The sequence below is a fragment of the uncultured Chloroflexus sp. genome (assembly GCF_937951745.1).
In the GTDB taxonomy this organism is placed as follows: domain Bacteria; phylum Chloroflexota; class Chloroflexia; order Chloroflexales; family Chloroflexaceae; genus Chloroflexus.
Genome location: NZ_CALFBQ010000016.1, coordinates 18830 through 45194 on the forward strand (window position 1 = coordinate 18830; position 26365 = coordinate 45194).

Sequence of the window (26365 nt, forward strand, 5' to 3'; positions counted from 1 at the left end):
CAGGCTCCACCGGCGGGCGGGCGCAGGCCCGCTCGCCGGTCGCATGACTGCAAAGGGTTCGATATGCCGAGTAGTCGCGAGATTAAGCGCCGCATCCGATCCGTGAAGAACGTCGCCCAAATCACGCGGGCGATGGAGATGGTATCGGCCTCGAAGATGCGGCGCGCCCAACGGAATGTGTTAGCTACCCGCCCGTATGCTGACCGCATGCGGGAGGTGATGGCCAATTTGACGGCGCGGGTGGTAGGAGCAGCGCGCCGCGGCACTCTGCTCGAAAAGCGCGAAACGGTCAAGAGTGTGGCGTTGTTGGTGGTGACACCCGATCGCGGTCTCTGCGGCAGCCTTGTCGCCAATGTCTTGCGCCGCGCTGGGCGCTTTATCACTGAGCAGCGCGCCATGGGCCGCACGGTCGATATTTACACCTTTGGCCGCAAAGGGCGCGATTTCTTCCTGCGCACCGGCTTTGCGCCCGCTGGCGAAGCCACACGTCTCGGCGATGCGCCAAAGCTTGAGGCGATCCTCGGCGTGGCGATCAGCGCAATTAGCGGATTCCAAGCAGGCAAGTACGACGAACTCTACATCATTTACAGTGAGTTCATTAATACGCTGGTGCAGCGACCGGCGATTAAGCAGTTGTTGCCGGTAGAAAGCCCCGATATCTCAACGACCACCAACGTCGATTATACCTACGAGCCGGGTGAAGAAGAGGTATTGAATAGCATTCTGCCGCGGTATGTCGAGACCCAGATCTATCAGGCGGTGCTTGAGAGCATCGCCAGCGAGCATAGCGCGCGGATGGTGGCAATGCGCAACGCTACCAATAACGCGAAGGATCTGGTGCGCGACCTGACGCTTTCATTCAACAAGGCGCGGCAAGCCGCTATTACGAAAGAGGTCAGCGAGATCGCTTCGGGCGCCGCTGCCCTCGCCAGTTAATGCTGAGAGGAGGAGCCGATGCCGGCAAAGGGGGTTATTCAAGAGATTATCGGCGTCGTCATCCGGGCCAAGTTCCCGGAAAATCAGGTGCCGGAAATCTATAACGCAATTGAGATTCCGCTGGAAAACGGCGGCCGCCTCGTCTGCGAGGTGCAGCAGCAGCTCGGCAATGGCGTGGTGAAGGCGGTCGCGATGGGTTCGACCGATGGCCTGCGACGCGGGCTCGAGATTATCGATACCGGTCGCCCGATTGCGGTGCCGGTTGGCCCGGCAACGTTGGGCCGTGTGTTTAACGTGCTGGGTGATCCGATCGATGGTCAGGCGCCGATTGGTCCAGAGGTGGAGCGTCGCCCGATCCACCGCGATCCGCCTAGCTTTGAAGAGCAGAATACTCAAGCGCAAATCTTCGAGACAGGGATTAAGGTAATTGACTTGATCGCACCGTTTACCCGCGGTGGCAAGACGGCCATCTTCGGCGGCGCCGGCGTGGGCAAGACGGTGGTGATCCAAGAGCTGATTGCGAATATCGCCAAAGAGCAGTCGGGCTTCTCAGTCTTCGCCGGTGTGGGTGAGCGCTCGCGTGAAGGAAATGACCTCATTCACGAAATGCGCGAGGCCCGTATTGACGAGAACACCACCGTGTTTGACAAGACGGTGATGGTCTTCGGCCAGATGAACGAGCCACCGGGAGCGCGTCTGCGCGTCGGCTTGACTGCGCTGACGATGGCTGAATACTTCCGCGATGAGGGGCGTGACATTCTGCTCTTTATCGACAATATCTTCCGCTTCGTGCAGGCCGGTTCCGAGGTGTCATCGCTGCTCGGGCGTATGCCATCACAGGTGGGATACCAGCCGACGCTCGGTACCGAGATGGGCGAACTGCAAGAGCGGATCACCTCGACCAAGCGCGGTTCGATTACTTCGATGCAAGCGGTGTACGTGCCGGCAGACGACTACACTGACCCGGCGCCGGCAACCGTGTTTAGCCACCTCGACGCGACGATCTCGCTCGAACGCAGCATCGCCGAGCGCGCGATCTTCCCGGCGGTCGATCCGCTAGCATCAACCTCGCGCATTCTCGATCCGAACATCGTCGGCGAGGAGCATTACCGGGTGGCGCAAGAGGTGAAGCGCGTGTTGCAGCGCTATAAAGACCTTAAAGACATCATTGCCATTCTCGGCATGGAAGAGCTGAGCGACGAGGACAAGCTGACCGTGCAGCGCGCACGCAAGATTGAGCTGTTCTTCTCGCAGCCATTCACGGTGGCACAACAGTTCACTGGCCGACCCGGCAAGTATGTGCCGGTGAAGAAGACGGTTGAGAGCTTTGCCCGTCTGCTCAACGGCGAAGGCGATCACATTCCTGAGTCGTTCTTCTACATGCAGGGCGATTTCGACGACGTGCTGGCCGCATATCAGGCCAGCCAGAAGTAGGCATAGACCGGCGGTAACGGCCGTTCGTCACCGCCGGCTTCGATGAACGGCAGGGGAAGGAGCAGGCTATGCCCATCCATCTAGAGATTGTCACTGCCGAACGCGTGATCTTGTCGGATGACGTTGACATGATTAGCGCACCGACCAAAGACGGCCGGGTTGGTATTCTGCCCCGCCACGCGCCGCTGATGACGATCCTCGAACCGGGTGAGCTTGATATTATCAAGAATGGAGAGCGCACGCCGTTTGCCGTGTCAGGCGGGTTTATGGAGGTGTTGCCGCACCGGGTGACCATTCTCGCCGATACGGTCGAACGGGCCGATGAGATCGACGAAGCGCGGGCCGAGCAGGCGCGAGCCGAAGCTGAAGCGCGCCGGCGCGAAGCGCAGAGTGAGCGCGATATGGCGCTGGCCGAAGCTAAACTGCGCAAAGAGATGGTGCGCCTGCGCGTGGCCCAACTCAATAAACTTAAACGACGCCAATCGTAATCACTTAACGGTGCATGGCGCGGAACGCAAAGACGGTAACTGGGCAGGGACACAGCAGGGCTGTGTCCCTATTGTCAATTGCCAGTATCCCTCATCATTTGTTATAATACGCCGCGATTATGCTGAAGCGGCTTTTTTGCCAATAGGATCCGACAATGCTGCGCTCAGCAGAGCTGAATGCGGGTGCAGAGCTCCCGCGCAATGGCATGCTAAACTCTGATGCATCACGACTATCTTGAAATAGCAGCACACGCTGCCGTTTCCAACATTCATCAATAGGAACATCTATGGCCCGCAAAATCGGGATTGATCTTGGCACTGCCAATGTGTTAGTGTACGTCAAAGGCAAAGGCATCGTCCTTTCCGAACCGTCAGCGGTGGCGTTGAGCACCCGCGACGGGCGCGTGCGCGCCGTCGGCGCCGAAGCGATGGCAATGTTAGGCCGCGAACCAGAGAGTATCGAGGTCGTGCGCCCGATGCGCAACGGCGTGATCGCCGATTATGTGGTGACGGAAGAGATGCTCCGCCACTTTATTGGGCGCGCGGCTGGACGATTTCGCTTCTCGCGGCCTGAAGTGATGATCTGTATTCCCGCTGGCGTCACCAGCGTCGAGATGAGGGCCGTGCGCTACGCGGCCCTTGAGGCGGGGGCTGGCAAGGCCTACCTAATCCGCGAGCCGCTAGCTGCCGCGATTGGAGCCAACATCCCGATTGCACAACCATCGGGCAATCTCATCATCGATATCGGCGGCGGCACGACTGAAGTGGCCGTAATCTCTCTCAACGACATTGTGGTGAGCACCTCGGTGCGGGTCGGCGGCAACCGGTTCGATGAGGCAATTGCCTCGTACATCAAGCGGAAATACAACGTGCTCATCGGCGAACGTACCGCCGAAGCGGTGAAGATCGAGATTGGCTCAGCATTGCCGCTCGATAAGCCACTGGTAACACAGGTGCGCGGGCGCGATCAAGTCACCGGTTTGCCGCGCACGATCCAAGTTGACAGCAACGAGATTACCGAGGCGATCCAAGAGCCGCTGGAGGCGATTGTCAATGCGGTGCGTGCGGTGCTGGTTGAAACACCGCCAGAACTCAGCTCAGACATTATCGATAAGGGGATGGTGATGACCGGCGGCGGTTCAATGTTGCGCCGGATCAATGATCTGTTGACTGAGGTGACTGGGGTGCCCTGCTATGTGGCCGATCAGCCGGCATCGTGCGTGGCAATCGGCACCGGTTTGGCGTTGGAAAACCTTGATGTGCTGTACGACAGTCTGAGCGGGTTAGATCTGACGTGATGATCCATGGCGTGCGGCTTCTGGAGCCGCACGCCGTACAGCGACTACGGGTGTAATAGTTCTTGCACAATGTCGATAGAACGGTTATGCCCGTACAATATGTTATGGCGCATTTGGGCTAATTCAATCAAATGTCCCTGCTCGTGCGCAATGACCCAATTCCCCTGATGCAAGAGCGGTACCGGCCCGTAAATCTCGTGATGGCCGATCCGCTGCCATGCTGCTTGAGTTAGGCCGCGCAGCAACCCTAACGTCTGCTGGCGGCTCGTGGTATATTGCTCGAGCAACTCGTCAATTGGTACGGTACGATATTTCACCGCGTTTCGCAGCGTCGGCGGATGTGCTATCGACAACTTAGGTTGGTTTGTCTCTAAGATCATCCATGCGCGCTCGCGGAAGACAATATCCATGTCGGTGAGATGACCGATCAAATCCTTGAAAGCCGGGAACCCGTTGACCGGCGTGGCCAATTGTTCTTCACTGAGACCGGACACCAGCGCTGGCACGGTTTTCAAACCTTGCTCAAGCCGGCGCACGATAGCGTGCGGCCCCAGCGTGCCCATGCCATCAACAATCCGAAATTCGAGAAAGCCCTCGCGCACGGTGCCGCATTCAGGGCAGAATGCCGGCGGATCGCCTTCCATCAGCCGGCCGCACGTGCTACATACAAAGAGGTCACCCAGCTCGGTATAGGTGAGATCACGGCCAGCGGCCAACGCAAGGGCGGCCCGTTCGAGGTATTCACGCTGAAAGGCGCTGGTGCCAGTCACTGGGCCGGTCGCTATCGCTTCCGGTTCAAGGCCGGCCAGCGCATGATTGATATTGGTCAGCGTCTGCGCCACTTCACCCAATCGACGCATCGCCTGTTCGGCGCGCACCCGTTTGACCGCCGCCGATGCTTCGAGCAGACGGGCAATGTTGAAGAAGCGCTCACGCCGCGCCTGTTTGGCCCACACCGCATAGGCCGTCTGGCCAACGCTCATACTCACCAACAGGCGGCGATCATCTGCGTCGTTGGTTGTCATACGTTCTGCTCCGCATGAAAAAATTAGCCTCCTCCAACCTGTTTGCAGTATGTCTATGCATACTACTGACCAGCAACAGGCGCCCGTCAAGCGGTAGAAGCTTGCTTTGCCATCTTACATTCAAGCCACAATGGCCTAAACTATGCATGATGGGATGAGCGATGCTGAACCAATTCAACCAGCACCCCCTGCCCGCCAGCCTTGGGATGGACAAAAGCCACGAGCGTATCGTGAATACCGAGACGCGGCTCGCGGTCGATCAATGGAATGCCCCGCGCTTGAAGTGTGGCCAACGCGGCATTGATATCATCGACGCGATAAGCAATATGGTGCATCCCCGGCCCCTTCTCGCGCAAGAAGCGGGCAAAACTGGCTTGATCACTGGTCGGCGCAATCAACTCGATCAACACATCGCCAAACCGGGCCACCCCAATCGCAGCGTGGCGCTCGGGCAGCTCGATCCGCTCCCATTCCGTTATATCGAAGGCAGTGCGGTAAAAATCGATCGCTGCATCGAGATCAGCTACTACGAGGCCAATGTGATCGACCGCAGTAAACATGGCATACTCCTTCACTTCCACCGGTACACCGATGGATATAGCATATCATAGCACAAGCGTAGCACAAGATCATTGACAGCCACTCGGGGTTGATTACAATGAACAATAATGACACACGAAACAGATGATCCGACAACGAGTATGCTGTTCGTGGTCGCGGCAGCCTCCCGCATCTTGCAGGAAGAGCAGCCGCTGGTGCAGCGTATTCACCGTCTCTTTGGCTTGTTGCGCTTCGCCACCCGTTACCGTGACGGCCGGTTGACGTGTTGGCTGCAATCGGCCCGGCCGGGGGCAACCCGCCAGCAAATCTACTCGCCAGAGTCATGGGCCTACCCTTGGGACGACAGCCTGACGCGGGCCGTGGCGCTCGGCGGCAAGACTGTTACCAAAACGATTGCACTAGGCAACGGCCGCCAAACTGAGAGTTTGCCGGTTATTTCGGCAGGGTATCTAGGGGCGCCAATTTTTTGGGGTGGGCGACTCTGGGGCATTCTTGAACTACGCAGCGACGATCAGCGCCGGCTAGACGGCCGGATTAGCGAAGTGATCGAGTCGCTCAAGCCGCAACTAGCAGCAGCCATTGCGCAAGAAGGAGCACGGTTGCCACGTCTGCCCACGCCGCGCTTTGCCGGCGAGACGCCGCTTGGCCTTACGCTTGCTCCTTCGCTGCGCCAGAAGATCATCGCCCTCAATGAACAGCTTGACCGCACGCTCGACTTGCACGAGTTGTTAGGAATCATCTTACGGCGGGCATTAGAAGGCAGCGGCGCGGAAGCCGGCGCAATCACGCTGGTCGATTCCGATCGGCACGAACTCGTGCTTCATCTCTACGAAGGGTATGAAGCCGAACGCACTGGCGCAGCATTGGCGGTTATGCCGCGCCAGCGCTGGAGCTGGGATATTGGGTTGGCCGGACAGGCCGTCAAGACGCAGCGCCCGCTCTTGGTACGCGACGCCGGGCGCGAGCCGGGTTTGCCGCACAGCATGCCGTTGCGAGCCGAGCTGGCAGCGCCTATCATTGCGGATGATCAGGTGCTGGCGGTCTTGATCCTGCACAGCCAGCGAGCCAATACCTTCAACGAAGAGGTGCTCGCGTTTATTGATGCGCTCCGCGAGCGAGCGGGGAGACCGCTGGCCCGCGCCGCGGCGTACCAAGTCGCGTATGAAACGTCATACCATCTTGGTCAAGTGTTTAGCAGCTTGCCCATCGGATTAGCGCTGATTGACCTGAAAGGTCGCGTCATTCGCGCCAACCCAGCGTGGTATCAGGTCTGGCGCTTGCCGGAACAATCGCAACAACCTTTCTTTTACGTTGGGATTGATTTGGTTGATCATTTGCTGGCCCGGCTGGAAGATCCGTTGCGCTTGAGCGAGTTCTGCAATCTTGGCCAGCGCGCCCCCGATCAAGTCTTTGAAACGAGTCTGCAACTCCGCCAGCCCTACCAAGCATTACACGTGCTTTCGGTGCCGACCCGCGACAGCCAGCAGCAATTGACGGGCCGGTTGTGGGTGGTGAGTGATCGCACGCGCGAACACGAGTCAGACCGGCTGAAGAATGAGTTTATCGGTATTGTGTCGCATGAGTTGCGCACGCCGTTGACATCGATCCTTGGCTACACCGAAATTTTGTTGAACCGACAAGATCTTGATGAAACCAGCCAGCGCGAGTTTTTGACCACCGTCTCGAACGAAGCCGAGCGGCTGCACAAGTTAGTGAAGGATCTGCTCGATGTTTCACGGCTTGAAGCCGGGGTGGTGAAGCTGAACCGGTGGGCGGTTCGGCTAGGCAACATTATCGAGGAGTTGACTCTTCAGCTTCACACCCAACTCGTGCAGCACAAGCTCCTGATTGATATGCGCTCCCCATTGCCGCCGGTATCCGCCGACCGCGACAAGGTGAAGCAAATTATCTTCAACTTGCTGAGCAATGCCATCAAGTATAGTCCGGAAGGCACCGAAATTCAATTGACGGTGCGTTGCGCAGAAATGAGTGATTTGCCGGCTAACCATCCACCCGGCCAGTGGATGTTGATTGTCGTGAGTGATCAGGGCATTGGGATTGCCCCTGAAAACCAAGCCAAGCTATTCGAGCGGTTTCAGCGGGTCGATAACAGCAATACGCGCCAGAAGAGCGGTGTTGGGCTAGGATTGTACATTACGCGCTTGCTGGTTGAGTTGCATGGAGGCCGGATTTGGGTGCAGAGTGCGGTAGGAAAGGGGAGTAGCTTCTCGTTTACCCTGCCAATTTGGTCGGCGCCACGCGGCGAGCTTGCCGGCGATGAGGGGGGAGATAGGGAGTAGCGAGGAGAAAGCGCAGGCTGTTGGCCCCCAACCCCCGGCCCTCGCTCCTACCTTGCCGCGGGAGCGGGTGTTACCGCAGAGGGCGCTACAAACGCAGAGGGTGAAGAGGCTGGGGGTAAGGGCGAACCGGTGCGTAGAGGATCGCGTGCCCTCACCCCCGGCCCCCAATCTTACCGAACGGCAGAAGGGGGAGCTGCATTCTATTCGGTTAACGGTGGTGTGGGTGGGGAACGCGGCAGCGCCCCACTCCCGATGGGACGCCCCTACCCCCGCTAAGGGAGGGGAGATAGGAAGGGTACGCTGCCTTTCGCTCTTCGGGGGGAAGGTTGAGGTGGGGAACAATATTCACCCACCCTCACAGCCGGCATTACCCCTGCGCCCCGACATAGCCTTGCAACCACTCAACCAGCAACCGCACGCCAATGCCGGTAGCGCCACGCGATTGATATGCGCGCGCCGGCTTTTCCACCCATGCCGTGCCGGCAATATCGAGATGCGCCCACGGATAATCGCCGACAAAGGCGGCGAGGAAAGCGGCGGCGGTAATTGCCCCACCATAGCGGCCACCAGTATTCTTCAGATCGGCAATCTCGCTCTTCATCGCGTCGCGGTACTCATCCCACAACGGCAACTGCCAGACCCGCTCGGCAGTGGTTTCGCCGGCAGCGATAAGACGGTTGGCTAGCTCTTGGTTGTTCCCCATCAAACCAACCGCGTGCGGGCCAAGCGCAACCATGATGGCACCGGTCAGGGTGGCTAGATCAACAATCGCGGCAGGTTGGTAGCGCTGCGCGTAATAGAGACCATCGGCGAGCACGATCCGGCCCTCGGCGTCGGTATTGAGCACCTCGACCGTCTTACCGCTCAGCGTGCGGATAATATCGCCGGGCCGATATGCGGTGCCGCTCGGCATATTTTCGGCGGCGCAGACAATACCGACGACGTGGAGCGGCACCTGCAACTCAGCCACAGCTTGCATCGCGCCAAACACCGCTGCGGCGCCGCTCATATCCATCTTCATATCGTCCATCTTCTCGGCAGGTTTGATGCTGATCCCGCCGGTGTCGAAGGTAATCCCTTTCCCGACCAGACAGATGGTGGGGCCATTGCCGGCAACACCGTGCTCCATAACGATAAAGCGCGGCTCATTGGCCGAACCTTGGCCGACAGCGAGAATACCGCCAAAACCCTGTTCGACAAGTTGCGGCTTATCGAGCACCGTCACCTTAAGGCCAAGGCGTTCACCCAACTCAAGCGCGGTCTGGCCGAGGAAGGCCGGTGTAACCTCATTGCCGGGGCCATTGGCGAGATCGCGGGCAAACGCGGTGGCACGGGCAATGATTTGACCTCGCCGGACGCCGGCAACGGCAGCTTCGGCATCAGCGCCAGCCTGCAAAATAGGAGTCAATGACGGCGGCTCTTCGCGATCGCTCTTGTAGCGGAGATAGCGGTACGAGCCGAGCACACTGCCTTCGGCAAACGCTTGGCCGAACACAGCCGGCGCTAACGGCAGATTGCCATTGTAACCAAGGTGGTAGGTCGTAACCTTCAGCTCTTGCGCCCGCTGCGCTGCCAGCGCCGCTGCTTGGCGAACGGTATCGGCGGTTATCGCCGAACGCTTGCCCATACCGAGGAGCAGCAGGCGGCGGGCCGGCAGCGTGCCGCGCGGATAGAGCAGCGTTTGCTGCTTCCAGCGTCCGGTTGTATCACCCGCCTCACATAGTTCGGCGACCGGCGCGGGGATCGACTCGTCTTCAGCGTACAGCAAAACGGCAAGATCGGCTGCGGCTTCGAATAGGCTGCCGCTCTGAACTTCACATTGCATAGTGCCCTCGAAAAAGATGACAAGTCATTCATTTCAGAATGGTATTGTACGGTGGAGCGGGCCGAGCGTCAAATGACGGCAGAAACCGAGAAGAGGGCCGTGATACGCCACCCAAAGCCTATGGTAGAATAGGCAAACACATACAGGCAGTGCAGAGGGGCAACTATGACACCCATCATTCAACTCGGTCTCGGCGGCGTAGGGCGCGCGCTAGCACGCCAGATCCTCGCTGTAGCGCCTGCCATTCGCCGTCGGTACGGGATTGATCTTCGTTATGTGGCTGTGGTAGACAGTCGCGGCGCAATAGCCGGCGATCCGGCCTTAAGTGAAGAGCAGGTGCGCCAAATTCTCGCCGTGAAAGAGGCCGGCAACGGGATTGATAGCCTTGCCGGCGCCATCGTTGACCGGCACTGGATCGAGCTACTCCCCGCCGCGATGGCGGTTGTCGTAGATGTGACGGCAGCTAGTGGCCATGCTGCACCATTGGCGGCAGCCATCTCGGCTGGGCATCGGGTGGTGTTGGCGAACAAACGGCCACTGTGCGAAGGATATGATCTCTTTGCCGCCTTGACCGAGCGAGGCGCAACCCGCTACGAAGCAACTGTTGGCGCCGGGTTGCCGGTGATAAGCACGTTGCAAAGCCTGCTCGATAGCGGCGATGAAGTGGTCTGCATTGAGGCGGCACTGAGCGGTACGCTCGGCTTTCTAATGAGCGAGCTGGAAGCGGGAAGCAGCTTTGCCGACGCGGTGCGCACGGCGTACCGCTTGGGCTATACCGAGCCGGATCCGCGCGATGACCTGAGCGGCGCTGATGTAGCGCGCAAAGCGTTGATTCTGGCCCGCACCTGTGGGAACCATCTGCCGGCTGAGGCGGTGATCGCTGAACCGCTCTTCCCGCCCCATCTGGCTAACGTGAGTGTCGCCGAGTTCCTCCAGCGCCTCAGCGAGGCGGAAGAGGAGATGATGAGTCGATTGGCTGCAGCGCGCGCCAACGGCAACGTCTTGCGGTACATCACGCGGATTACGCCAGAGAGCGTCGAAGTCGGGTTGCGCGAAATCGCCGCCAACCATCCGTTGGCCAGCTTGAGCGGCCCAGATAATCTGATCAGCTTTACCACCCGCCGCTATCACGACCGGCCACTGGTCGTGCGCGGGCCGGGGGCCGGCGTCGAAGTCACGGCAGCCGGCGTGTTGAGTGACATTATTGCTACTGCGCGAGAATTATGAATTCGCTTGCCGAAACTGCCACTAGCCCACAACCGATTGCCCGCGATCTGCCGTTGATCGACCTGCATCGCCATCTCGATGGCAATGTCCGGCTGACGACGATCCTTGATCTAGCCGGCGCCTATAGCATTCACCTGCCGGCAGATACAGTCGAAGGGTTGCGTCCGTATGCGCACATCCAAGGCGTCGCCGCTTCGGTGATGGACTTTATCGCCCGCTTTGAGTTGCTCAAGCTGATCTGCGTTGACGAAGATACCGTTGCTCGGATTAGGGTGCCCGACCAGTAATGTGCAAACCCCAACCGTCAGCAGGTACGATACACACCCGTTACCGCAACTGTTGCGCGCCGGTCTGCACATCACCCTTAACAGCGATGATCCCGGCATCAGCGCAATCGATGTGCCGCACGAATATCGAGTAGCTCGTGACCGGCTCGGCCTGAGCACCGCCGAATTACACACCGTGCAAGCCAACGCACTTGCGGCAGCTTTCATTAACGATGAGCACTGGGCAGCATTGCCGGCCAACGCGCAGCACCGCGGATGAATACGCACTACCGGCTTATGGTTCAGGTTCACGCACCAAGCTGTCATTGCAAGGGAGCGGCGGCACCCAGCGCGTCTAGGTATCGCCCGACCGACGCAATCTCCCGTTTTAGCGGAATGAATGCCTGAGCGGTGTAGTTCTGCTCGCACGGAGGATCGCTGCGCCGCGCGCGGACAGAGCAGCGATCTGCCCCTCTGGGCAGCGCACAATGACAGGCAGGGGGTGGCGCGTATCATCAAGCATGCTCTCACGGCAGAGTTGGCCTAACCCTACTTGAGTTTTATGACGCGGCGTGTTACACTGTGACGCACAGCGGCATCTTTTTTCACTCCCGCCAGACAGGAGTCTTGCAATGAGGCACGAACACTCCCCGGAAGGGTTACCCCACTATGACCAGTACATCGACGGCGACTGGCAGCCGGCGAGCAACGGTCAGACTTTCACCGTCTTTGATCCGGCAAACGGCCAGCCGCTGGCCATCTGCGCCAGCGCGACTCATGCCGATGTGGATCGAGCGATTGCCGCCGCTCGCGCCGCGTTTGATCAGGGTCCGTGGCCACATACCAGCCCGGCGCGCCGGGCCGACATTTTACATGCGATTGCCGATGCACTCGAAGCGCGCAATTTTGAGCTAGCCGAGATCGAATCACGCGATGCCGGCGTACCGCTGCGCAAAACGACTTACAACGACATTACCCTCGGCCTTGAAATCTTGCGCGGTTGCGCCGAGATGGCGCGCAAGCACCCGTATGAACCACTGCCATGGACTGATTTACCCACGGTGTCGTGGAATTTTGTCTGGCGCGAACCGATCGGCGTCTGCGCCCAGATCATTCCGTGGAACTATGCCTTCTGCATGGCGGCGTGGAAGCTCGGCCCGGCGCTGGCCACCGGCAATACCGTCGTCTTTAAGCCCTCGTCGCTAGCCCCGCTCAGTACCATCGCCATCTTCCAGACCATTCACGAACTGAACCTACTGCCGAAAGGGGTCGTCAATCTCGTACTCGGCCCCGGCAGCGAAGTTGGCGAGTACTTGGCCGCCCATCCAGCGGTTGACAAAGTCGCCTTCACTGGTAGCACCGAAGTCGGGCGCAAGATTATGGCGCTGGCAGCGCCGCAGATCAAACGGGTGACGCTCGAATTGGGCGGCAAGAACGCGATGATTGTGCTGCCCGACGCTGACCTCGATCTAGTAGTTGATGGCGTGTTGTGGGGTGCGTTTTACCATTCTGGCCAATTGTGCGAAGCCGGTTCACGCCTGCTTTTGCCGCGCAGCCTGCACGACACGGTGGTCGAACGGTTGGTTGAGCGGGTGCGGGGGATGAAGATTGGTGATCCGATGGATTTGGAGACCGACATTGGCCCGCTGATCAGCGAACGGCAACGTGAGAAGGTTGAGCGCTACATCGCGATTGGCCGCGAAGAGGGGGCGACGGTCGCGATCGGCGGTGGTAGACCGTTGGGTGAAGTGTTTGTCAACGGTTATTATGTCGAACCGACCATCTTCACCGGCGTGCAGCCCGAGATGCGTATTGCCCGCGAAGAGATTTTTGGGCCGGTGCTAGCCGTGCTCGCCTACGACGAGATCGGCGAGGCGATCCGGATCGCGAATGACAGTATCTACGGCCTTGCCGCCTCGGTATGGTCACGTGATCTGCAACAGGCGCTAGCCGTCGCCCAACGCATCCGCGCCGGCACCGTCTGGATCAACGAGCACCACGTGCTCAACCCGCGTGCGCCGTTCGGCGGTTATCGCCAGAGCGGGTTTGGTCGCGAAATGGGCCAATACGGTCTCGATGAGTATACTGAAGTGAAGCATATTCACGTCGATCTGATGCAACGGCGGCAAGGCCGGCTATGGTGGGATACGTTGTTGCCCGAATGACCGCGACGGTCACGCTCAATTGAGGTAATCATATCACCATGACAACGGGTATCACCCTCAACTTGCAACGCCATTATCTCACCATCGCCGAGCACATGCGCACGATTATCTCATTCGATGGCGAGGGCCGCCCGATCGTGGCGTTTCGCCACGGCGCCAACTACATGCGCGGTCTCAGCGGCGAGGTCTTGCGCAAGCGGGTGCTCGCCCCCGGCCAAAAAGAACGGCGCAAGCTCGACGACGCCGAGCGACGCACGATCTTGGCTGAACTGCTGGCTGAGACCGAACGGATGATCGAGCAGATCGAAACCACAGCGCCGCTGGAGGCGTGCAACTGGCTTGAGCGGATCCGGCGCTGGGATGTTGAGCGGCTCGAAGCTGAGCGCGAGCGGTTTCGCTCCGTCTACAAGCCAATCAGTATCTTGCCGCCGGATCAGTATCGCGCACTGGTGTTGCAAGCGACTGAGGGTTGTAGCTGGAACCGCTGCCATTTTTGCACGTTTTACCGCGATCGCGCCTTTCGCATTCATGCACCGGCCTCGTTTCGCGACCATATTCAGCGGGTGAAAGAGTTTGTCGGGGCCGGTTTAGGGTTACGGATGGCGATCTTTCTCGGTGATGCCAATGCGTTGATTATCCCGCAGCCGCGCCTGCGCGAGCTGTTGCAGGTCGTGCATGAGGAATTTACCATCGGCCCTGAGGCTAACTTCAAAGGCATTTACGCCTTTCTCGACATTTTTGGCGCAGAACGCAAAATGCTGGCCGAATACCGCGAACTGGCCGCCGCTGGCGTGCGCCGGATCTACCTTGGGCTAGAGAGCGGTGACGAGACGGTCTTTCGCCTCTTGAACAAACCGGGCTCACCGGCGGAAGCGATCGAAGCGGTGCGCACGATCAAAGCTGCCGGGATTGCGGTCGGCATAATCTTGCTGGTCGGGGCCGGCGGCGAACGATTTGCCGCCGAACACGTGCAGCATTCGCTAGCGGTACTAGCAGCGATGCCGCTCGGCCCGGATGATATCGTCTATCTTTCACCCCTGATCGTCCCGCCTGACAGCCCGTACCTTGCCCAACTACAGGCGTATGGCAGCTCCCCGTTGCCCGAAACCGCCATCAACCGCCAACTCGAAGAACTCAAACGCGGCGCGCGCGCGGTGGTCAGCCCCGGCACAAAAGTAGTGATTTACCATATCGAAGAATTTGTGTATTGACAAGCATCGGCGTATTACTGCAACTCACCAATTGGGCTGCCAATCCCGGCTTGCCTCTGCTATAATGAAAGCGATACGCAGTAATGATCGCTTGCTAACTAAGCTATCCATACACAGGATCGGCCTGCCGATGTCTGAGCACCGATTCATCCAGATCGATCGCAACCGCATTGCCCGCTACCTCGGCGCTGCGCAGGCACAGGCGCTGCTCGATGGCAACATGCGGCCCCACGAACTGTATGCCGCTTGCGCCTACCTTGCTAATGTCCAATACGCTCTGACGACCTACCTCCCGCGCCGGTTAGTTGCGTATCGGTTAGCCACGACTGATGACCAACCGTGGGTAGAATGGGTTGACGGCTCGCTGCTCTTCGCTGATGTGAGCGGTTCCACCGCCTTGGCCGAACGACTGAGCAGCCTTGGCCGCGAAGGGGCCGAGATTGTCACCGACACGCTCAACACCTACTTCGGGGCCTTGATTCGCCGCATCCAACAGGCCGGCGGCGATCTGATCACGTTTGGCGGCGATGCGCTGCTCGTGCTCTTTACCGGCCCCGATCACGCCAACACGGCAACGGTGGTAGCCCGTGACATGCTAGAGGCGCAAGCCGGCTTCGTGCGCGAAGTGCCGGGAATCGGATCGTTTCCGTTCACGATGCACATCGGGGTCGAGAGTAGCCGGGTGGCGCTCGTCAGCGCCGGACGGCCAGAGTCGCTGCGCTATAGCGCGATGGGAGCCTGCGTTGAGCGAGTTGCTCGCGCTGAGGAGTTAGGTGGACGCGGTGAGATTGTGCTCGGCCCGCAGGCATGGGCGATGATTGAGGGGCGCGCCCAAGGTGAGATGCTTACCGACGGTTATGCAAAATTGCATGCGATTAGTGGCGATACACCCCACACACCGCCGCCTTCCCATGCCAATCCGCCGCCGCCGAGCCGTGATACCGCCCTTCATTTGATCTGGACGCTGGAACGGCCCAGTCCATACTTACCGCCGACTCTGGTTGACCGGATCATGATAGAACCACGGCGGCCTCAACTGGAAGCCGATCTGCGTCCAGTCTCAATCTTGTTTGCGCAGATTGAAGGCTTAGCGCCACTGGTCGAGTCGTTGCCGCCCGCCACCATGGCGCAGGTCATCGACGCCGTTTGGCGCGTCTGTTTCACGGCGATCGAACATTACGGCGGTTCTGTCAATAAAATTGACTTAGCGACCGAAGGCAGCAAGCTGCTGGCTACCTTTGGCGCGCCAGTTGCCCAAGAAGATCATCACGAACGCGCGGCGCGGGCTGCGCTCGATTTGCAGCGCGCCTTCCATACCCTGACCACCGCCCAACCGGCCGGCATCGCGCTCAATCGCTTGCGCCTACGGATCGGCTTGAATAGTGGAACCGTTTTTGCCGGCAATGTTGGCGATGTTGAGCGCAAAGAATACACCGTCATGGGTGACGCGGTGAATGTCGCGGCGCGGGTGATGGCACATAGCAATTGGGGTGAAATCCGAGCGACAACTCCATTTGCGGTTAGCATCGGCACCACGATGGTCTTTGCCGACTCACGTTCGGTCAGCGCGCGCGGCAAACGCGAACCGCTCGAACTATTGCGCTTGATCGGCGAACGTGAAGCGCCTACGCCGCAATTCCACCATGCGATTGTTGGCCGGCGGCACGAACTGGTGTGGCTGCGCGAACGTCTAGAACTGGCGTTAACCGGTTACGGCCGTGTCGTGCGTATCAGCGGCGAAGCAGGCATTGGCAAAACGCGACTTGCCGCCGAGCTATTGGTGACAGGGGCACCCCGCACGGCCAAGATCGTGACGGTACGTTGCTTATCATACCAGCAAAGCACACCATACGCGCCATGGAGCGATGCGATGCAGGCGCTGTGCTCGATCCCCGCCGGCGCCGATCAGGCAACGCGGGCCGCCCAGTTGCGACAGGCCCTCGCCGCCGCTGCAATCGCCGATGATTGGATGCCGATTGTAGCCGATTTGGTCAAGCTGGATATTGATGACAACCCGTTAACGCGCACGCTTGACCCAAAACAACGGCAGGAACGCCGATTTGAGATTATCCGTTCCATCATCCTCGCTATGGCTGCTACACGCGGCCTGATCCTCGTGTTTGACAATTTGCAATGGGCCGACCGGATCTCACTTGATCTCTGGCGCTATATCGCAAGTGCGGTAGCGCAAGCGCCGATCTTCTTGTTCGGCTTACACCGCGACACCTTGTACTGGGATAACGATCCGCTAGCCGACAAAGCCGAGGTGCTCACGCTGACCGAACTGCCGGCCAGCAATAGCGCAGCGCTGATTGCCGCTATTCCCGCCGGCGCTCAGATCGATCCGCAGGTGCAAGCGCAGATCATCGCCCGCGCCGCCGGCAATCCGCTCTTCATCGAAGAATTGGTGCGGGCCGTGCAACACGGTAACACAGCGCTCGACGAGCTGCCCGACAGCTTGAGCGGCTTGCTATTAGCTCGCATCGACCAGCTTGACGAACGTTCACGGGTATTGCTGCGGGTGGCCGCCGTGGTCGGCCAGCGCTTTCCACTGCCGGTACTGCAATCGGTTTATGGCGAAGACACGCGCTGGCTGATCGAACATGTCAGCCAGCTCGACGCGCAAGAATTGACCCTGCTCGAACGCGAAGCTCCTGAACGGGTTCACACCTTCCGCCATGCGTTGCTGCACGAAGTCACCTATCAAAGTATGCTCTTCGCTCGCCGGCGTGAACTGCACCGGCGAATCGGCGAATATCTTGAACAACGGTATGCACGTGAGCTGAACCAGCTCCGGCACGATGTGAGCAACGCGCGCCAGTTCCAGTATGTGCAGATCGGGCGCAACGGACCGATGGCGACCCGCGCCGTCCGCGCTATTGCGAGCCCGATCTTCCTGTTGGCACATCACTACCGGTTGAGCGACGCCCCGGAACGGGCGATTCAATACCTCTTGCTAGCCGGTCATTTGGCCCGCGACGAATACGCCAACGAACAAGCAATCACCTATTATCGCTGGGCGCTTGACATTATTGGTGAACGGGGCGACGATCCGCGGCTGTGGGAAGCGATGGAGGCGCTCGGCGACACCTTGGCGGCGATTGGCCAGTACGATGAAGCACAGCAGACGTACCAACGTTTACTAGCGTTAGGCAACGATCGCTTGCCGCCAGTCGTACAGGCTGAGACGTTGCGTTCGTGGGGAGCGGCGCTCGAAAAGCAAGGACATTATCAAGAGGCGCTGGAGCGTTTGCGTAGCGCAGAAGCGATCGCTAGCGCGGCGATCAACCACACGCCGCCGTTGTTGCTAGCGGCGATTGCCGCCGATCTGGCCCAGACCCTCACCCGGCTGTCAGCATTTGACGAAGCGCTGGCGATGTGCGAAGCCGGTTTGGCCCGTATCCGCAACGATCAACGCAGCATCGAGGATGAACGGATCGAGGCGGAACTTCAGCAGCAATTGGGTGTGATTTATGGCATGCGCGGACGCTACGATCTGGCCCGCTACCACTTTTTGAATGCGTTAAGCGTGCAAGAAGCGATTGACGACATCTACGGCTGCGCTCGCACCTACAACAATCTCGGCTACTTAGAGCAGTTGCAGAGCAACTATGCGGCAGCGGTCGAACTCTATGCCCACGCTGAAGAGCTGGCACGCAAGGTCAGCGCGAAATACGCCCTTTCCAGCGCGTTATTAAATGTGGCTTACGCTCATTACCGGCTGGCCAACTACGATGCCGCCGAAGCAGCGTGCCACGACGCGCTAGCGCTGTGCGAAGAGATGGGTGATCAGCTAGGGATGGCCCAAGCCGATGATACGCTCGGCATTATTGCCTATGCGCGCGGCGATTATCAGCGCGCGCTACAGGTTTATCAGCAAGCATTACCCATCTATGCCAAACAGGACAACCAGTACCAATACGGGAATACGCTCGCAATGGCGGCGCTGGCCGCCATTGCCAACGGCGATCCCGCAACCGGTCTTACTTACGCCAATCAGGCTTACCACATCGGCAATCAGATTCAAGTGCCGCAGTTAACGGTCGAAGCCCTCTGCGCAACGGGGGAAGCGCTCTTGGCCCAAGCCTGCCAAGCTGGGCAGAGCGATGAACGCGAGCAATTGCTGCAAACCGCCGCCGATCATGCGGCACGTGCAGCGGCACTCGCCGAACAGATTGGTAGCCGGTTTGATCATGCGGTAGCTTTGCGCCTGAGCGGTGAAATTGCCGCTGAACGCAATGAACCATTTAGCGACTACTTCACGCGCGCGATGGATATCTTTGCGACGATTAATTGTCGCTTTGAACACGCCTGCGCTGCGGCCCGCTTTGGCAATGCCTTGCAACGTCGCAACCTTCCAGCAGCTCATCCGTATCTAGAATTGGCCCGAAATGAATTGACCACAATTGGCGCCAACGGTGAACTTCGCCGGCTGGCCAAACAAGCAGGGGAGGTGTAACATGTCACAGTCAGCCGTTGAGCAGGTAATTGGTCGCGCTGTCATTGATGCTGAGTTTCGTGCCCAACTGATCGCTGATGCCCGTGTAGCCTGCGCCGGCTATGATCTCACGGAAGAAGAGTTGGAAGCGCTGGAACGGCTTGATGCCGAGAGCTTGCAAGCCTTTGCCGGTAAACTTGACCCGCGCCTGTCGAAGAGCGCCGGTCGCGGCTTTTTCTAAACAATCCAAGGTGAGTGCCACTGTCAAGGAATGACGATATGCACGAGCGGAGCGCCGAACGTCCTGAACTCCATTTTGTGCCGCGCGCGCTCCGTGAATTATTTTTACCGCGCCGGATGCCGCGTAACATACGCGCAGCCGTCGAACATTGGCTCAAGGGCGAACCATTGGCGCAATTGCTGCCGGCAGCGTTGGAGGCACCATTCAGACTCGATCTCGATCTAGCTACTATCTTTGCTGAGCCAAACCAGCTCGCGATCGTCGGGCCGCCGGCCAGCGGGCGCAGCCTTGTCCTTGCGCAAATTGCCCAGCGTTGGCTCAACGATCAGCCAAGCGTACCGCTCGTGCGATTATTGCTCGCTGCGCTTGACACACCGAGCTTGACGCCGCGCGCGATTACGGTGCGCGCGTTGACCAAGCTGAATCTGGCGCCGAATCCACTCGAACACAACCTACCTTGTCTGCTGCTGATCGATGATTGGGAAGATTTGCCGCCTGCTCGGCGCGGAATCTGGCAACGTTTCTTGACCGGCCTCGCCGAACGTTGGCCGCAAGCACGAGTGGTCATTGCGTTGCCGCCGGGCGAATTGTGGCCGGGATTTCGCCATCACGCCATCGCACCATTGCCCGCTGAGCGATTGATTGGGTGGATCCGGCACCTCTTTCCCCATAGCGATCCACAAGCCATCCTGCCCTTGTTTGATCGCGATCCGCTGATCTTGCTGCGTGAGCGTCCGGCTGAATTGCTGTTGTTGGCGCTGACTCAGCCGCTCAGTGGTTGGCCCGTCTCGCGCGCTGCGCTGTATGAACGAGCGGCAACCTTTGCCGCGCCATTGTTGGCTACCCTCCCCGATCAGGAGAGCTGGCGCATTGGGCGCACCGCCTATCAGCATTACCAACAGGCGATCGAACTAGCGGCCCGACCGCGCCTCGACCCCACCCCCCTCTCCGATGCCGGCCCGCACCAGCACGCGCTGGTTGTGCCATTAGCATTTGGCGCCGCGCCGGATCCGCGCCCCCTAATCACCAGCCTCTATAACAGCGATCTGGCGCCAGCAGAACGGTTGTTGTTATTGGCCCGCTCCCTCCGTGAACGGCCACGGCTCGATCCAACCCTGAGCCGGCCCTTGATCGACGAGATCTGCCAGCACGGCGGGGAGGCATTGAACATGCTTGCGCCAGCATTGCCGGTGATCCTGATAGATATTAGCCGCACCCAACCAGATCAGCGTAACGCATTATTGGAACGGATCGTAAGCCAGCTCGCGCCGGCGAATAGCATAGCGTTGCTGATTACTCTGCTCGACACTAGTGATGCCCCGCCGACCTTGCGCTGGCACGCGATCGATCTACTCTGCCGGCAACAGATTTTACCACCGCCCCTGCCCGCCTATGCCGATCTGATCAGCCAAGCCGGTCGCTGCCTCCTCGCTGTGAGTCGCGCCAGCACCATTGATCAGTTAGCCGATCCGGCAGTGCATCTTGGCCTGCGCTTGCTCCTCAGCGGCGCAGCCGGTGAGGAGCGGCAACAGCTCATTGCGCACTATGTGCTGCGGCAAACAACCCTGCCAGCCAGCCTGCGCGCACTTGCGCCAGCAGCGCTACCCCTCGCCGAATTGCCACAGGCCGCCATTGATCAAACCGCCGAGGTGCGACAAGCGGCCCGCGCAGTCTGGTTGCGCACCGGCCATCTTGATCAACTAGCCCGCTTTGTCATTCAACCGAATCATCCGTGGCTGGCCCGTGATGAAGCGCTCGCCGATCTGGCTGCAACCCCTGCCGGCCATCCACTTCTAGCTGGGTTCGCATTGAGCAGCCGTTTGCCGGTTGATCTGCGCTTGCGCGCTATTAGCCGGCTGCATCGCTTGCCACACGGTGTTGACCTGCTCACCCGCTTGTTGCACGCAGTCGATGAACCGGCAATTATCCGGGCTGCTGCGGCTCGCCAATTGGCTCACTATCCACATGCCGTTGGGCTGATCAGCCCATTCTTAGGCCAGCAACACCCACCGCTGGTGCGCCGGGCAGTCGCCCACACGCTGAGCGCATTGGCTACACATAACCATCCATCAGTGCTAGCCGCGCGCACCACCCTCCTCGCTGCGCTCGATCGACCCGATCTTGACGCCACGTTAACCACGACCATCATCATGGCGCTTGGCCAACACGGTGGCAAGCATGCGTTGGCCGCACTGGGTCGCTTGCTCGCGCCCACGTATGGCGTCGACTTGTTGGAAACGTGGATCACCGCGTTACCGGCGCTGATCGGGCCAGCCGATCAATGGCTGCCCCAAGCTGAAGAGCCGGCCACGCGCGCCCTCTTGGCCGATGTGATAGTGACAACCGACACCTTAGCCGGTGCAATGGCAATCCCGCTCGACCGGCCTTCGGCCCTAATCACCCGCCACGTGTTACGAATTACCAGCGCAGCAGCACACGCTATCGGGATGATCGGACGCAATCAACCCACACTGGCCCCAGCCATCAACGCTTTGATCAGCGTCGCTTTACACGACACCAGCGCGCCGCGCCCGCTGGGTGAGCTATTGGCTGCCGATCCATCCACTGATCTAACCGCCATTGCGCGTAACGCCCAGTACGATACCCCCTTGCGCGCTGCGGCGCTGCAAGCGATTGCCGAATGGCCTGATGGTGCAGCTCTGTTGCTACGCCTCGCAGAAGAAACTGAGGCAGACCTTGCCTGTGCCGCGCTTGACCGCATTGGGCCGCCATGCTCCGCACCGATGATCGAGAGGCTGTTGTGCCTTGCCGGCGCAGACAGCACCGAACCGGTGCGGCTGGCAGCGTTGCAAGCGTTGGGCCGCAGCGCCGACCCCGCTGCAACGCCGGCGCTGATGGCCATCGCCACCAACGAACAGGAGCCGCCAGCCATCCGTGCCGCGGCGTTCGATGCTGCAGTCGCCCCACCGGTAGAACAGATCATCGAATGTATTACCATGCAACCCGACCCCATTCGCAGCGCGGCGCTGCGCGCGCTTAGCCGGAGCGATCGCCCAGTTCCAGCCAACATGCTGCACCGGCTAGCATTTGACGCTGATCGGGTTTGTGCGCTCGCTGCCGTCAACGCGCTCGCCAGCCAAGCCGAAACTACAACGCCCATTTTAGCCCGCGTTATGCGGAGTCATCCCGATCTGGCTGTGCGCCTCGCCGCTGCCGCTGCACTCAACCCAACCGCCGTCAATGACACGATACCGGTCTTGGTCGAAGCATTGCTCACGCCATACCCCGCCCTGCAAACGCAAGCGTTCACGCTGCTCGCCGCCGCCGATCCGTACCACCCGACGCTCCGGCAACTACTCATCGATCCGCATGCCCCTGATGTATTGAAATTGCTCGCTCTGAACCATCTCAGAAGCGTGGCGCCGGCCGATCCGCTTATTCGCGCGGTGGCAATCGATCCAAACGCCGCAGAACCACTCCGTTGCCACGCGATTGTCGCGCTGAGCCAGCACACCGATCACGATGTCATCGAGTGCTTGGCCCATTTGGCTGTGGCCAGCGGCCAACCGCTTAAGGTGCGCCACGTCGCGGTGACGGCGCTCGACCAGCACTGCGCAGAGTTGACCAACGTCGCTGCATTGCAGGCACTAGCAGCACTGGCTACTGCGCCTAACCCGGAGGTGGCGCTATGGGCGGGCGAAGCACTGCTGGATCGGTTAGCAAGCGCGAGTTTGTAAACGTAACGACATAAAAGCATGCTGAGCGGGCAGCGGTATAATGGCGACCAAGCCTGCCATCATACCTTTGCGATGGATCCCGCCGCACCAATGCCGTTGCAATGAGAGGAGAACGGGATGTCCCACACCGATTTCATCACCACTAGCCGCGGCTTGCGCCGCAATAGCCCGCCGATGCGCCTGTTTGAGAAGGCCAAACAGTTTGGCATCTGGAACCCCTCGCTCATCGATCTCAGCCGCGATCGCCACGACTGGGAGCAATTGCGCGACGAAGAGCGCGACCTGCTGCTGCGCTTGACCGCACTCTTCCAAGCGGGTGAAGAGGCCGTCACCCTCGACTTGCTGCCGCTGATCAGCGCTGTCGCCCGCGATGGCCGGTTGGAAGAGGAGTTATACCTCACGACATTTCTGTTTGAAGAGGCGAAGCATACCGATTTCTTCGCCCGCTTTATCGACGAAGTGGCGCGCGCCAACCCCGATCTCAGCCGCTACCACACGCCAAGCTACCGCGCCTTAATCTACGAGGCGCTGCCGACAGCGATGCACCGGCTTGAGCGAGACCCTTCGCCCTTCAACCTCGCCGAAGCGTCGCTGACCTACAACATGATCGTCGAAGGAGTGCTGGCCGAGACCGGCTACCACGGCTACTTTACCATTCTCGACACCCACAACCTCATGCCCGGCATACGCGAGGGCATTCGCCTGCTCAAGCAAGACGAATCACGCCATATCGCCTACGGCATCTATCTCCTTTCGCGCCTGATCGCAACCGATCAACGGATTTGGGATCACATTGTCGAACGGATGAACGAGCTGCTTTTGCATGCGATGGGTGTGATCGACGAAATCTTTGCCAGTTACAACGAGATGCCATTCGGCTTGCAAGTAGAAATGTTCAGCAATTTCGCCCTCAACCAATTCCAGCGCCGTTTGAACCGGCTTGAGATGGCGTGTCAGCAGAGCCTCGCTGAGATTGAAGGGCTGGCGACTGACGACGAGGATGCCGTATGAGTGCATTTGCCCGGCGGGTTGTGTTACTGACCGGTGCCGGCGGCGGGTTAGGGCGCGAGTTTGCCCACCAGTTGCTGGCCGCCGGCGCTGAACTCATTTTGAGCAGCCATAGCCCACAGCGTTTGGCTGCTGCGGCTGAGTTTGCCGCTCACGGCCAATCTAGCGGGAAGGCCGGCCGCATCCGCGCGCTGTTGCCCGCCGATCTGAGCGATCCGGCAAGTTGCGACCGGCTGGCCCAACAGGTTATACAAGTCGCTCCCGATCTTGATCTAATCATTCACAACGCCGGCATCGGCCTCTACGGGCCGCTCAACACCATACCGGCTGACGCCGCCGACCGGCTGCTGCGTATCAATCTGCATGCCCCAATCCGGTTAACAGCAGCGCTCTTGCCCGTCTTGCGCAACCGGCCCAACGGCCAAATCGTCTTCATCTCGTCGATCCTTGGCCGGGCCGCGCTCCCTAACATTAGCGTCTACAGTGCGGCCAAATTCGGTTTGCGCGGTTTTGCCAGCGGCCTCACCGCCGAGGGGTATAGTGTTAGTACCGTCTACCCCTTCTTCACCCAAACCGATATTCTCGATGCACCCCAGTACGGTGGCGGGCCAAAGCGGCGCGTGCCGGGATGGTTGGTCGATCAGCCGCCGCCAGTAGTACGGGCTAGCCTCGCCGGTATCGCTGCCCGCCGCCGCCAAATCTACCCCAGTTGGAAAGCGCGACTCTACGCAGTGGTCGCGGCCATCGCGCCTGATATCTTACCGCCCTTCAGCCGGTTGGTCGCAGGATGAAGCAGATACAATGCGCAACCGATGTTGGCGTGCGGTAGTTAAACTGCCGCACGCCATACGTTCCGCAGTGATTACGAGAGAGCGCAGTCTCCACCCAGACCCCCGCTAGGGGCGGTGACGGAGGGTAGGACTATTCCCTAGCAGCGAGCGACCAAAGCCCCTGAGCAGGCTCCACCCGTGCTCGCCATGACAAGCGGAAATCACTCGCATTGTTGCCGGCAAAACATCTTAACAGCACCGTATTGCGCTGTGTCTGTGGTACACTAGGGAGAGTACCAAGACGTACTAGCGCGCAGACGCCCCAACGCTTGGGTACGTAGTGTCTGCGCGCTCCTCATCATCAGGATTGAGTGTATGAGCGAGCTTGCCGAAGAACTCACCCGCCTGACATGCGACCTGATCCGGTTTGAGACCATCGCCGGACGGCCTGATCAGTTGCAGGCAGCGATTAACTACGTTGCTAACTATTTGGCCAATGTGCCGGGCATTTATCTCGAACAAAGCAGCGCCGAAGGCAAACCGGCGTTAGTGGTCACGTTGCAGCCAACCCGCACGCCGCGCCTGATGCTGAACGGCCATTTGGACGTGGTGGTTGGTCAGCCGCACCAATTCGCGCCGGAGGTGCGCGATGGCCGGATCTATGGACGCGGCAGCCAAGATATGAAAGGGAGCGTGGCGGTGATGATGCGCCTGATCCGCGATTTGGCCACCCGCCCTAACCCGCCCGACGTTGGTTTTCAATTCGTGACTGATGAAGAGATTGGTGGACGCAACGGCACTGGCCGGCTGCGCGATGAAGGCTGGCAGTGCGCGTTTATGCTCTGTCTTGAACCGACCGATCTCGGTATCTTATTCGAGCACAAAGGCGGCATGTGGGCCCAGTTGCGCCTCCCCGGTCGCGCCGCCCACGGTTCGCGGCCATGGGAAGGCGATAACCCGATCTACCGCCTGACCCAAGGTATTACCGCCATCACCGAACGTTATCCGCCGCCAACCGGCCCGCACGATTGGCGCACCTCAGTCACGCCGACCGAAATTCGGGTTGGGGCTGGTTCACGTAATCAGGTGCCGGCTGAAGCGCTGGTGACGTTTGATATCCGCTGGACTGCTGATACGACGCCGGAGGCGATTCAAGCCGATCTGCAAGCTGCCTTCCCTACCGCCGAATTGGTCAGCGTGATGGCCAGCGCCGGTCTCCGCACTGACCCCGAACACCACGAGGTCAGTCAGATCGCCGAGTTGATCGAGCGCTACACCGGCCAGCCGCCGCGCTTCTACCGCGAACATTTCGCTACCGATGCGCGCTACTATTCGCATATCGGCGTGCCCGCCATTTGCCTCGGCCCAGTGGGGAAAGGGTTGCATTCAGCAGAAGAATGGGTCGAAATCGCGAGTCTGGTGACCCTCTATCAGATCATTACCGGCTATATTGACACTCTGCACGAGCGGTAAA

17 protein-coding genes and 1 pseudogene are annotated in these 26365 nt (G+C 59.7%); 15 read left to right on the plus strand and 3 right to left on the minus strand.

From position 1 onward, the window contains the following. Window positions 1–63 precede the first annotated feature (63 nt). From Q1A59_RS05080 to Q1A59_RS05095, 4 genes are all read left to right on the plus strand, one after another. Window positions 64–936 carry a F0F1 ATP synthase subunit gamma gene (locus Q1A59_RS05080; RefSeq protein ID WP_298401204.1) on the plus strand — a complete coding sequence of 291 codons (873 nt, stop codon included), beginning with the start codon at window positions 64–66 and terminating at the stop codon, window positions 934–936. Window positions 937–954: 18 nt separating this feature from the next. After that, window positions 955–2370, plus strand: coding sequence for a F0F1 ATP synthase subunit beta (gene atpD, locus Q1A59_RS05085; protein WP_298401201.1), 1416 nt, complete (start codon window positions 955–957; stop codon window positions 2368–2370). Between the two features lie 68 nt (window positions 2371–2438). Further along, a complete protein-coding gene (locus Q1A59_RS05090; RefSeq protein WP_298401199.1) occupies window positions 2439–2858 on the plus strand; it encodes a F0F1 ATP synthase subunit epsilon in 420 nt (139 codons plus the stop codon). Window positions 2859–3145: 287 nt separating this feature from the next. Then, window positions 3146–4156: a rod shape-determining protein gene (locus tag Q1A59_RS05095; RefSeq protein WP_298401196.1), complete on the plus strand. Its 1011-nt coding sequence runs from the start codon at window positions 3146–3148 to the stop codon at window positions 4154–4156. A gap of 44 nt (window positions 4157–4200) precedes the next feature. Here Q1A59_RS05095 and Q1A59_RS05100 read toward each other — a convergent pair whose 3' ends face one another. Together Q1A59_RS05100 and mce are read right to left on the minus strand one after the other, a co-directional pair. Continuing rightward, window positions 4201–5181 carry a DinB family protein gene (locus Q1A59_RS05100; RefSeq protein WP_298401194.1) on the minus strand — a complete coding sequence of 327 codons (981 nt, stop codon included), beginning with the start codon at window positions 5179–5181 and terminating at the stop codon, window positions 4201–4203. 140 nt (window positions 5182–5321) lie between these two features. Further along, complete coding sequence (gene mce, locus Q1A59_RS05105; protein WP_298401192.1) at window positions 5322–5741, minus strand: methylmalonyl-CoA epimerase; 420 nt, start codon at window positions 5739–5741, stop codon at window positions 5322–5324. 108 nt (window positions 5742–5849) lie between these two features. On the opposite strand from mce, the gene Q1A59_RS05110 reads away from it, so the two are divergent. Further along, window positions 5850–8042, plus strand: coding sequence for an ATP-binding protein (locus Q1A59_RS05110; protein ID WP_298401189.1), 2193 nt, complete (start codon window positions 5850–5852; stop codon window positions 8040–8042). 367 nt (window positions 8043–8409) lie between these two features. On the opposite strand, the gene Q1A59_RS05115 is transcribed toward Q1A59_RS05110, so the two are convergent. Further along, window positions 8410–9867, minus strand: coding sequence for a leucyl aminopeptidase (locus Q1A59_RS05115; RefSeq protein WP_299644194.1), 1458 nt, complete (start codon window positions 9865–9867; stop codon window positions 8410–8412). Between the two features lie 165 nt (window positions 9868–10032). On the opposite strand from Q1A59_RS05115, the gene Q1A59_RS05120 reads away from it, so the two are divergent. The 10 genes and pseudogenes from Q1A59_RS05120 to Q1A59_RS05170 all read left to right on the plus strand — a co-directional run bounded on the left by Q1A59_RS05120 (window position 10033) and on the right by Q1A59_RS05170 (window position 26364). Next, window positions 10033–11094: a homoserine dehydrogenase gene (locus Q1A59_RS05120; protein WP_298401182.1), complete on the plus strand. Its 1062-nt coding sequence runs from the start codon at window positions 10033–10035 to the stop codon at window positions 11092–11094. Then, window positions 11091–11640, plus strand: a pseudogene (locus Q1A59_RS18140) (hypothetical protein). Before Q1A59_RS05120 ends, Q1A59_RS18140 begins: the two are co-directional and overlap by 4 nt. A 352-nt stretch (window positions 11641–11992) precedes the next feature. Beyond that, window positions 11993–13525, plus strand: coding sequence for an aldehyde dehydrogenase (locus tag Q1A59_RS05135; protein WP_298401173.1), 1533 nt, complete (start codon window positions 11993–11995; stop codon window positions 13523–13525). 38 nt (window positions 13526–13563) lie between these two features. Beyond that, window positions 13564–14736 (plus strand): radical SAM protein, encoded by a 1173-nt coding sequence (locus Q1A59_RS05140; protein WP_299644201.1) that lies wholly within the window; start codon window positions 13564–13566, stop codon window positions 14734–14736. Window positions 14737–14866: 130 nt separating this feature from the next. Next, on the plus strand, window positions 14867–19195 hold the full coding sequence (locus Q1A59_RS05145; RefSeq protein ID WP_299644204.1) for an adenylate/guanylate cyclase domain-containing protein: 4329 nt from the start codon (window positions 14867–14869) through the stop codon (window positions 19193–19195). A 1-nt stretch (window position 19196) separates the two neighbouring features. Beyond that, window positions 19197–19415, plus strand: a complete 219-nt coding sequence (locus Q1A59_RS05150) for a Franean1_4349 family RiPP (protein ID WP_298401164.1) — start codon at window positions 19197–19199, stop codon at window positions 19413–19415. A 38-nt stretch (window positions 19416–19453) separates the two neighbouring features. Then, window positions 19454–23113: a HEAT repeat domain-containing protein gene (locus tag Q1A59_RS05155; protein WP_299644206.1), complete on the plus strand. Its 3660-nt coding sequence runs from the start codon at window positions 19454–19456 to the stop codon at window positions 23111–23113. A gap of 117 nt (window positions 23114–23230) precedes the next feature. Then, complete coding sequence (locus tag Q1A59_RS05160; RefSeq protein WP_299644209.1) at window positions 23231–24124, plus strand: R2-like ligand-binding oxidase; 894 nt, start codon at window positions 23231–23233, stop codon at window positions 24122–24124. After that, window positions 24121–24912 (plus strand): SDR family oxidoreductase, encoded by a 792-nt coding sequence (locus tag Q1A59_RS05165; RefSeq protein WP_298401156.1) that lies wholly within the window; start codon window positions 24121–24123, stop codon window positions 24910–24912. The genes Q1A59_RS05160 and Q1A59_RS05165 overlap by 4 nt, the downstream gene beginning before the upstream one ends. A 354-nt stretch (window positions 24913–25266) precedes the next feature. After that, on the plus strand, window positions 25267–26364 hold the full coding sequence (locus Q1A59_RS05170; RefSeq protein ID WP_298401154.1) for a M20 family metallopeptidase: 1098 nt from the start codon (window positions 25267–25269) through the stop codon (window positions 26362–26364). Window position 26365 lies beyond the last annotated feature (1 nt).

Excerpts from the sequence above, each read along its gene's own strand:
- Q1A59_RS05135 (WP_298401173.1), top strand. The coding sequence starts at position 11,993 with ATGAGGCACGAACACTCCCCGGAAGGGTTACCCCACTATGACCAGTAC.
- Q1A59_RS05115 (WP_299644194.1), bottom strand. The coding sequence starts at position 9,867 with ATGCAATGTGAAGTTCAGAGCGGCAGCCTATTCGAAGCCGCAGCCGAT.
- Q1A59_RS05160 (WP_299644209.1), top strand. The coding sequence starts at position 23,231 with ATGTCCCACACCGATTTCATCACCACTAGCCGCGGCTTGCGCCGCAAT.
- atpD (WP_298401201.1), top strand. The coding sequence starts at position 955 with ATGCCGGCAAAGGGGGTTATTCAAGAGATTATCGGCGTCGTCATCCGG.
- Q1A59_RS05145 (WP_299644204.1), top strand. The coding sequence starts at position 14,867 with ATGTCTGAGCACCGATTCATCCAGATCGATCGCAACCGCATTGCCCGC.
- Q1A59_RS05080 (WP_298401204.1), top strand. The coding sequence starts at position 64 with ATGCCGAGTAGTCGCGAGATTAAGCGCCGCATCCGATCCGTGAAGAAC.
- Q1A59_RS05170 (WP_298401154.1), top strand. The coding sequence starts at position 25,267 with ATGAGCGAGCTTGCCGAAGAACTCACCCGCCTGACATGCGACCTGATC.
- Q1A59_RS05110 (WP_298401189.1), top strand. The coding sequence starts at position 5,850 with ATGACACACGAAACAGATGATCCGACAACGAGTATGCTGTTCGTGGTC.
- mce (WP_298401192.1), bottom strand. The coding sequence starts at position 5,741 with ATGTTTACTGCGGTCGATCACATTGGCCTCGTAGTAGCTGATCTCGAT.
- Q1A59_RS05120 (WP_298401182.1), top strand. The coding sequence starts at position 10,033 with ATGACACCCATCATTCAACTCGGTCTCGGCGGCGTAGGGCGCGCGCTA.
- Q1A59_RS05090 (WP_298401199.1), top strand. The coding sequence starts at position 2,439 with ATGCCCATCCATCTAGAGATTGTCACTGCCGAACGCGTGATCTTGTCG.
- Q1A59_RS05165 (WP_298401156.1), top strand. The coding sequence starts at position 24,121 with ATGAGTGCATTTGCCCGGCGGGTTGTGTTACTGACCGGTGCCGGCGGC.
- Q1A59_RS05100 (WP_298401194.1), bottom strand. The coding sequence starts at position 5,181 with ATGACAACCAACGACGCAGATGATCGCCGCCTGTTGGTGAGTATGAGC.
- Q1A59_RS05155 (WP_299644206.1), top strand. The coding sequence starts at position 19,454 with ATGCACGAGCGGAGCGCCGAACGTCCTGAACTCCATTTTGTGCCGCGC.
- Q1A59_RS05095 (WP_298401196.1), top strand. The coding sequence starts at position 3,146 with ATGGCCCGCAAAATCGGGATTGATCTTGGCACTGCCAATGTGTTAGTG.
- Q1A59_RS05140 (WP_299644201.1), top strand. The coding sequence starts at position 13,564 with ATGACAACGGGTATCACCCTCAACTTGCAACGCCATTATCTCACCATC.
- Q1A59_RS05150 (WP_298401164.1), top strand. The coding sequence starts at position 19,197 with ATGTCACAGTCAGCCGTTGAGCAGGTAATTGGTCGCGCTGTCATTGAT.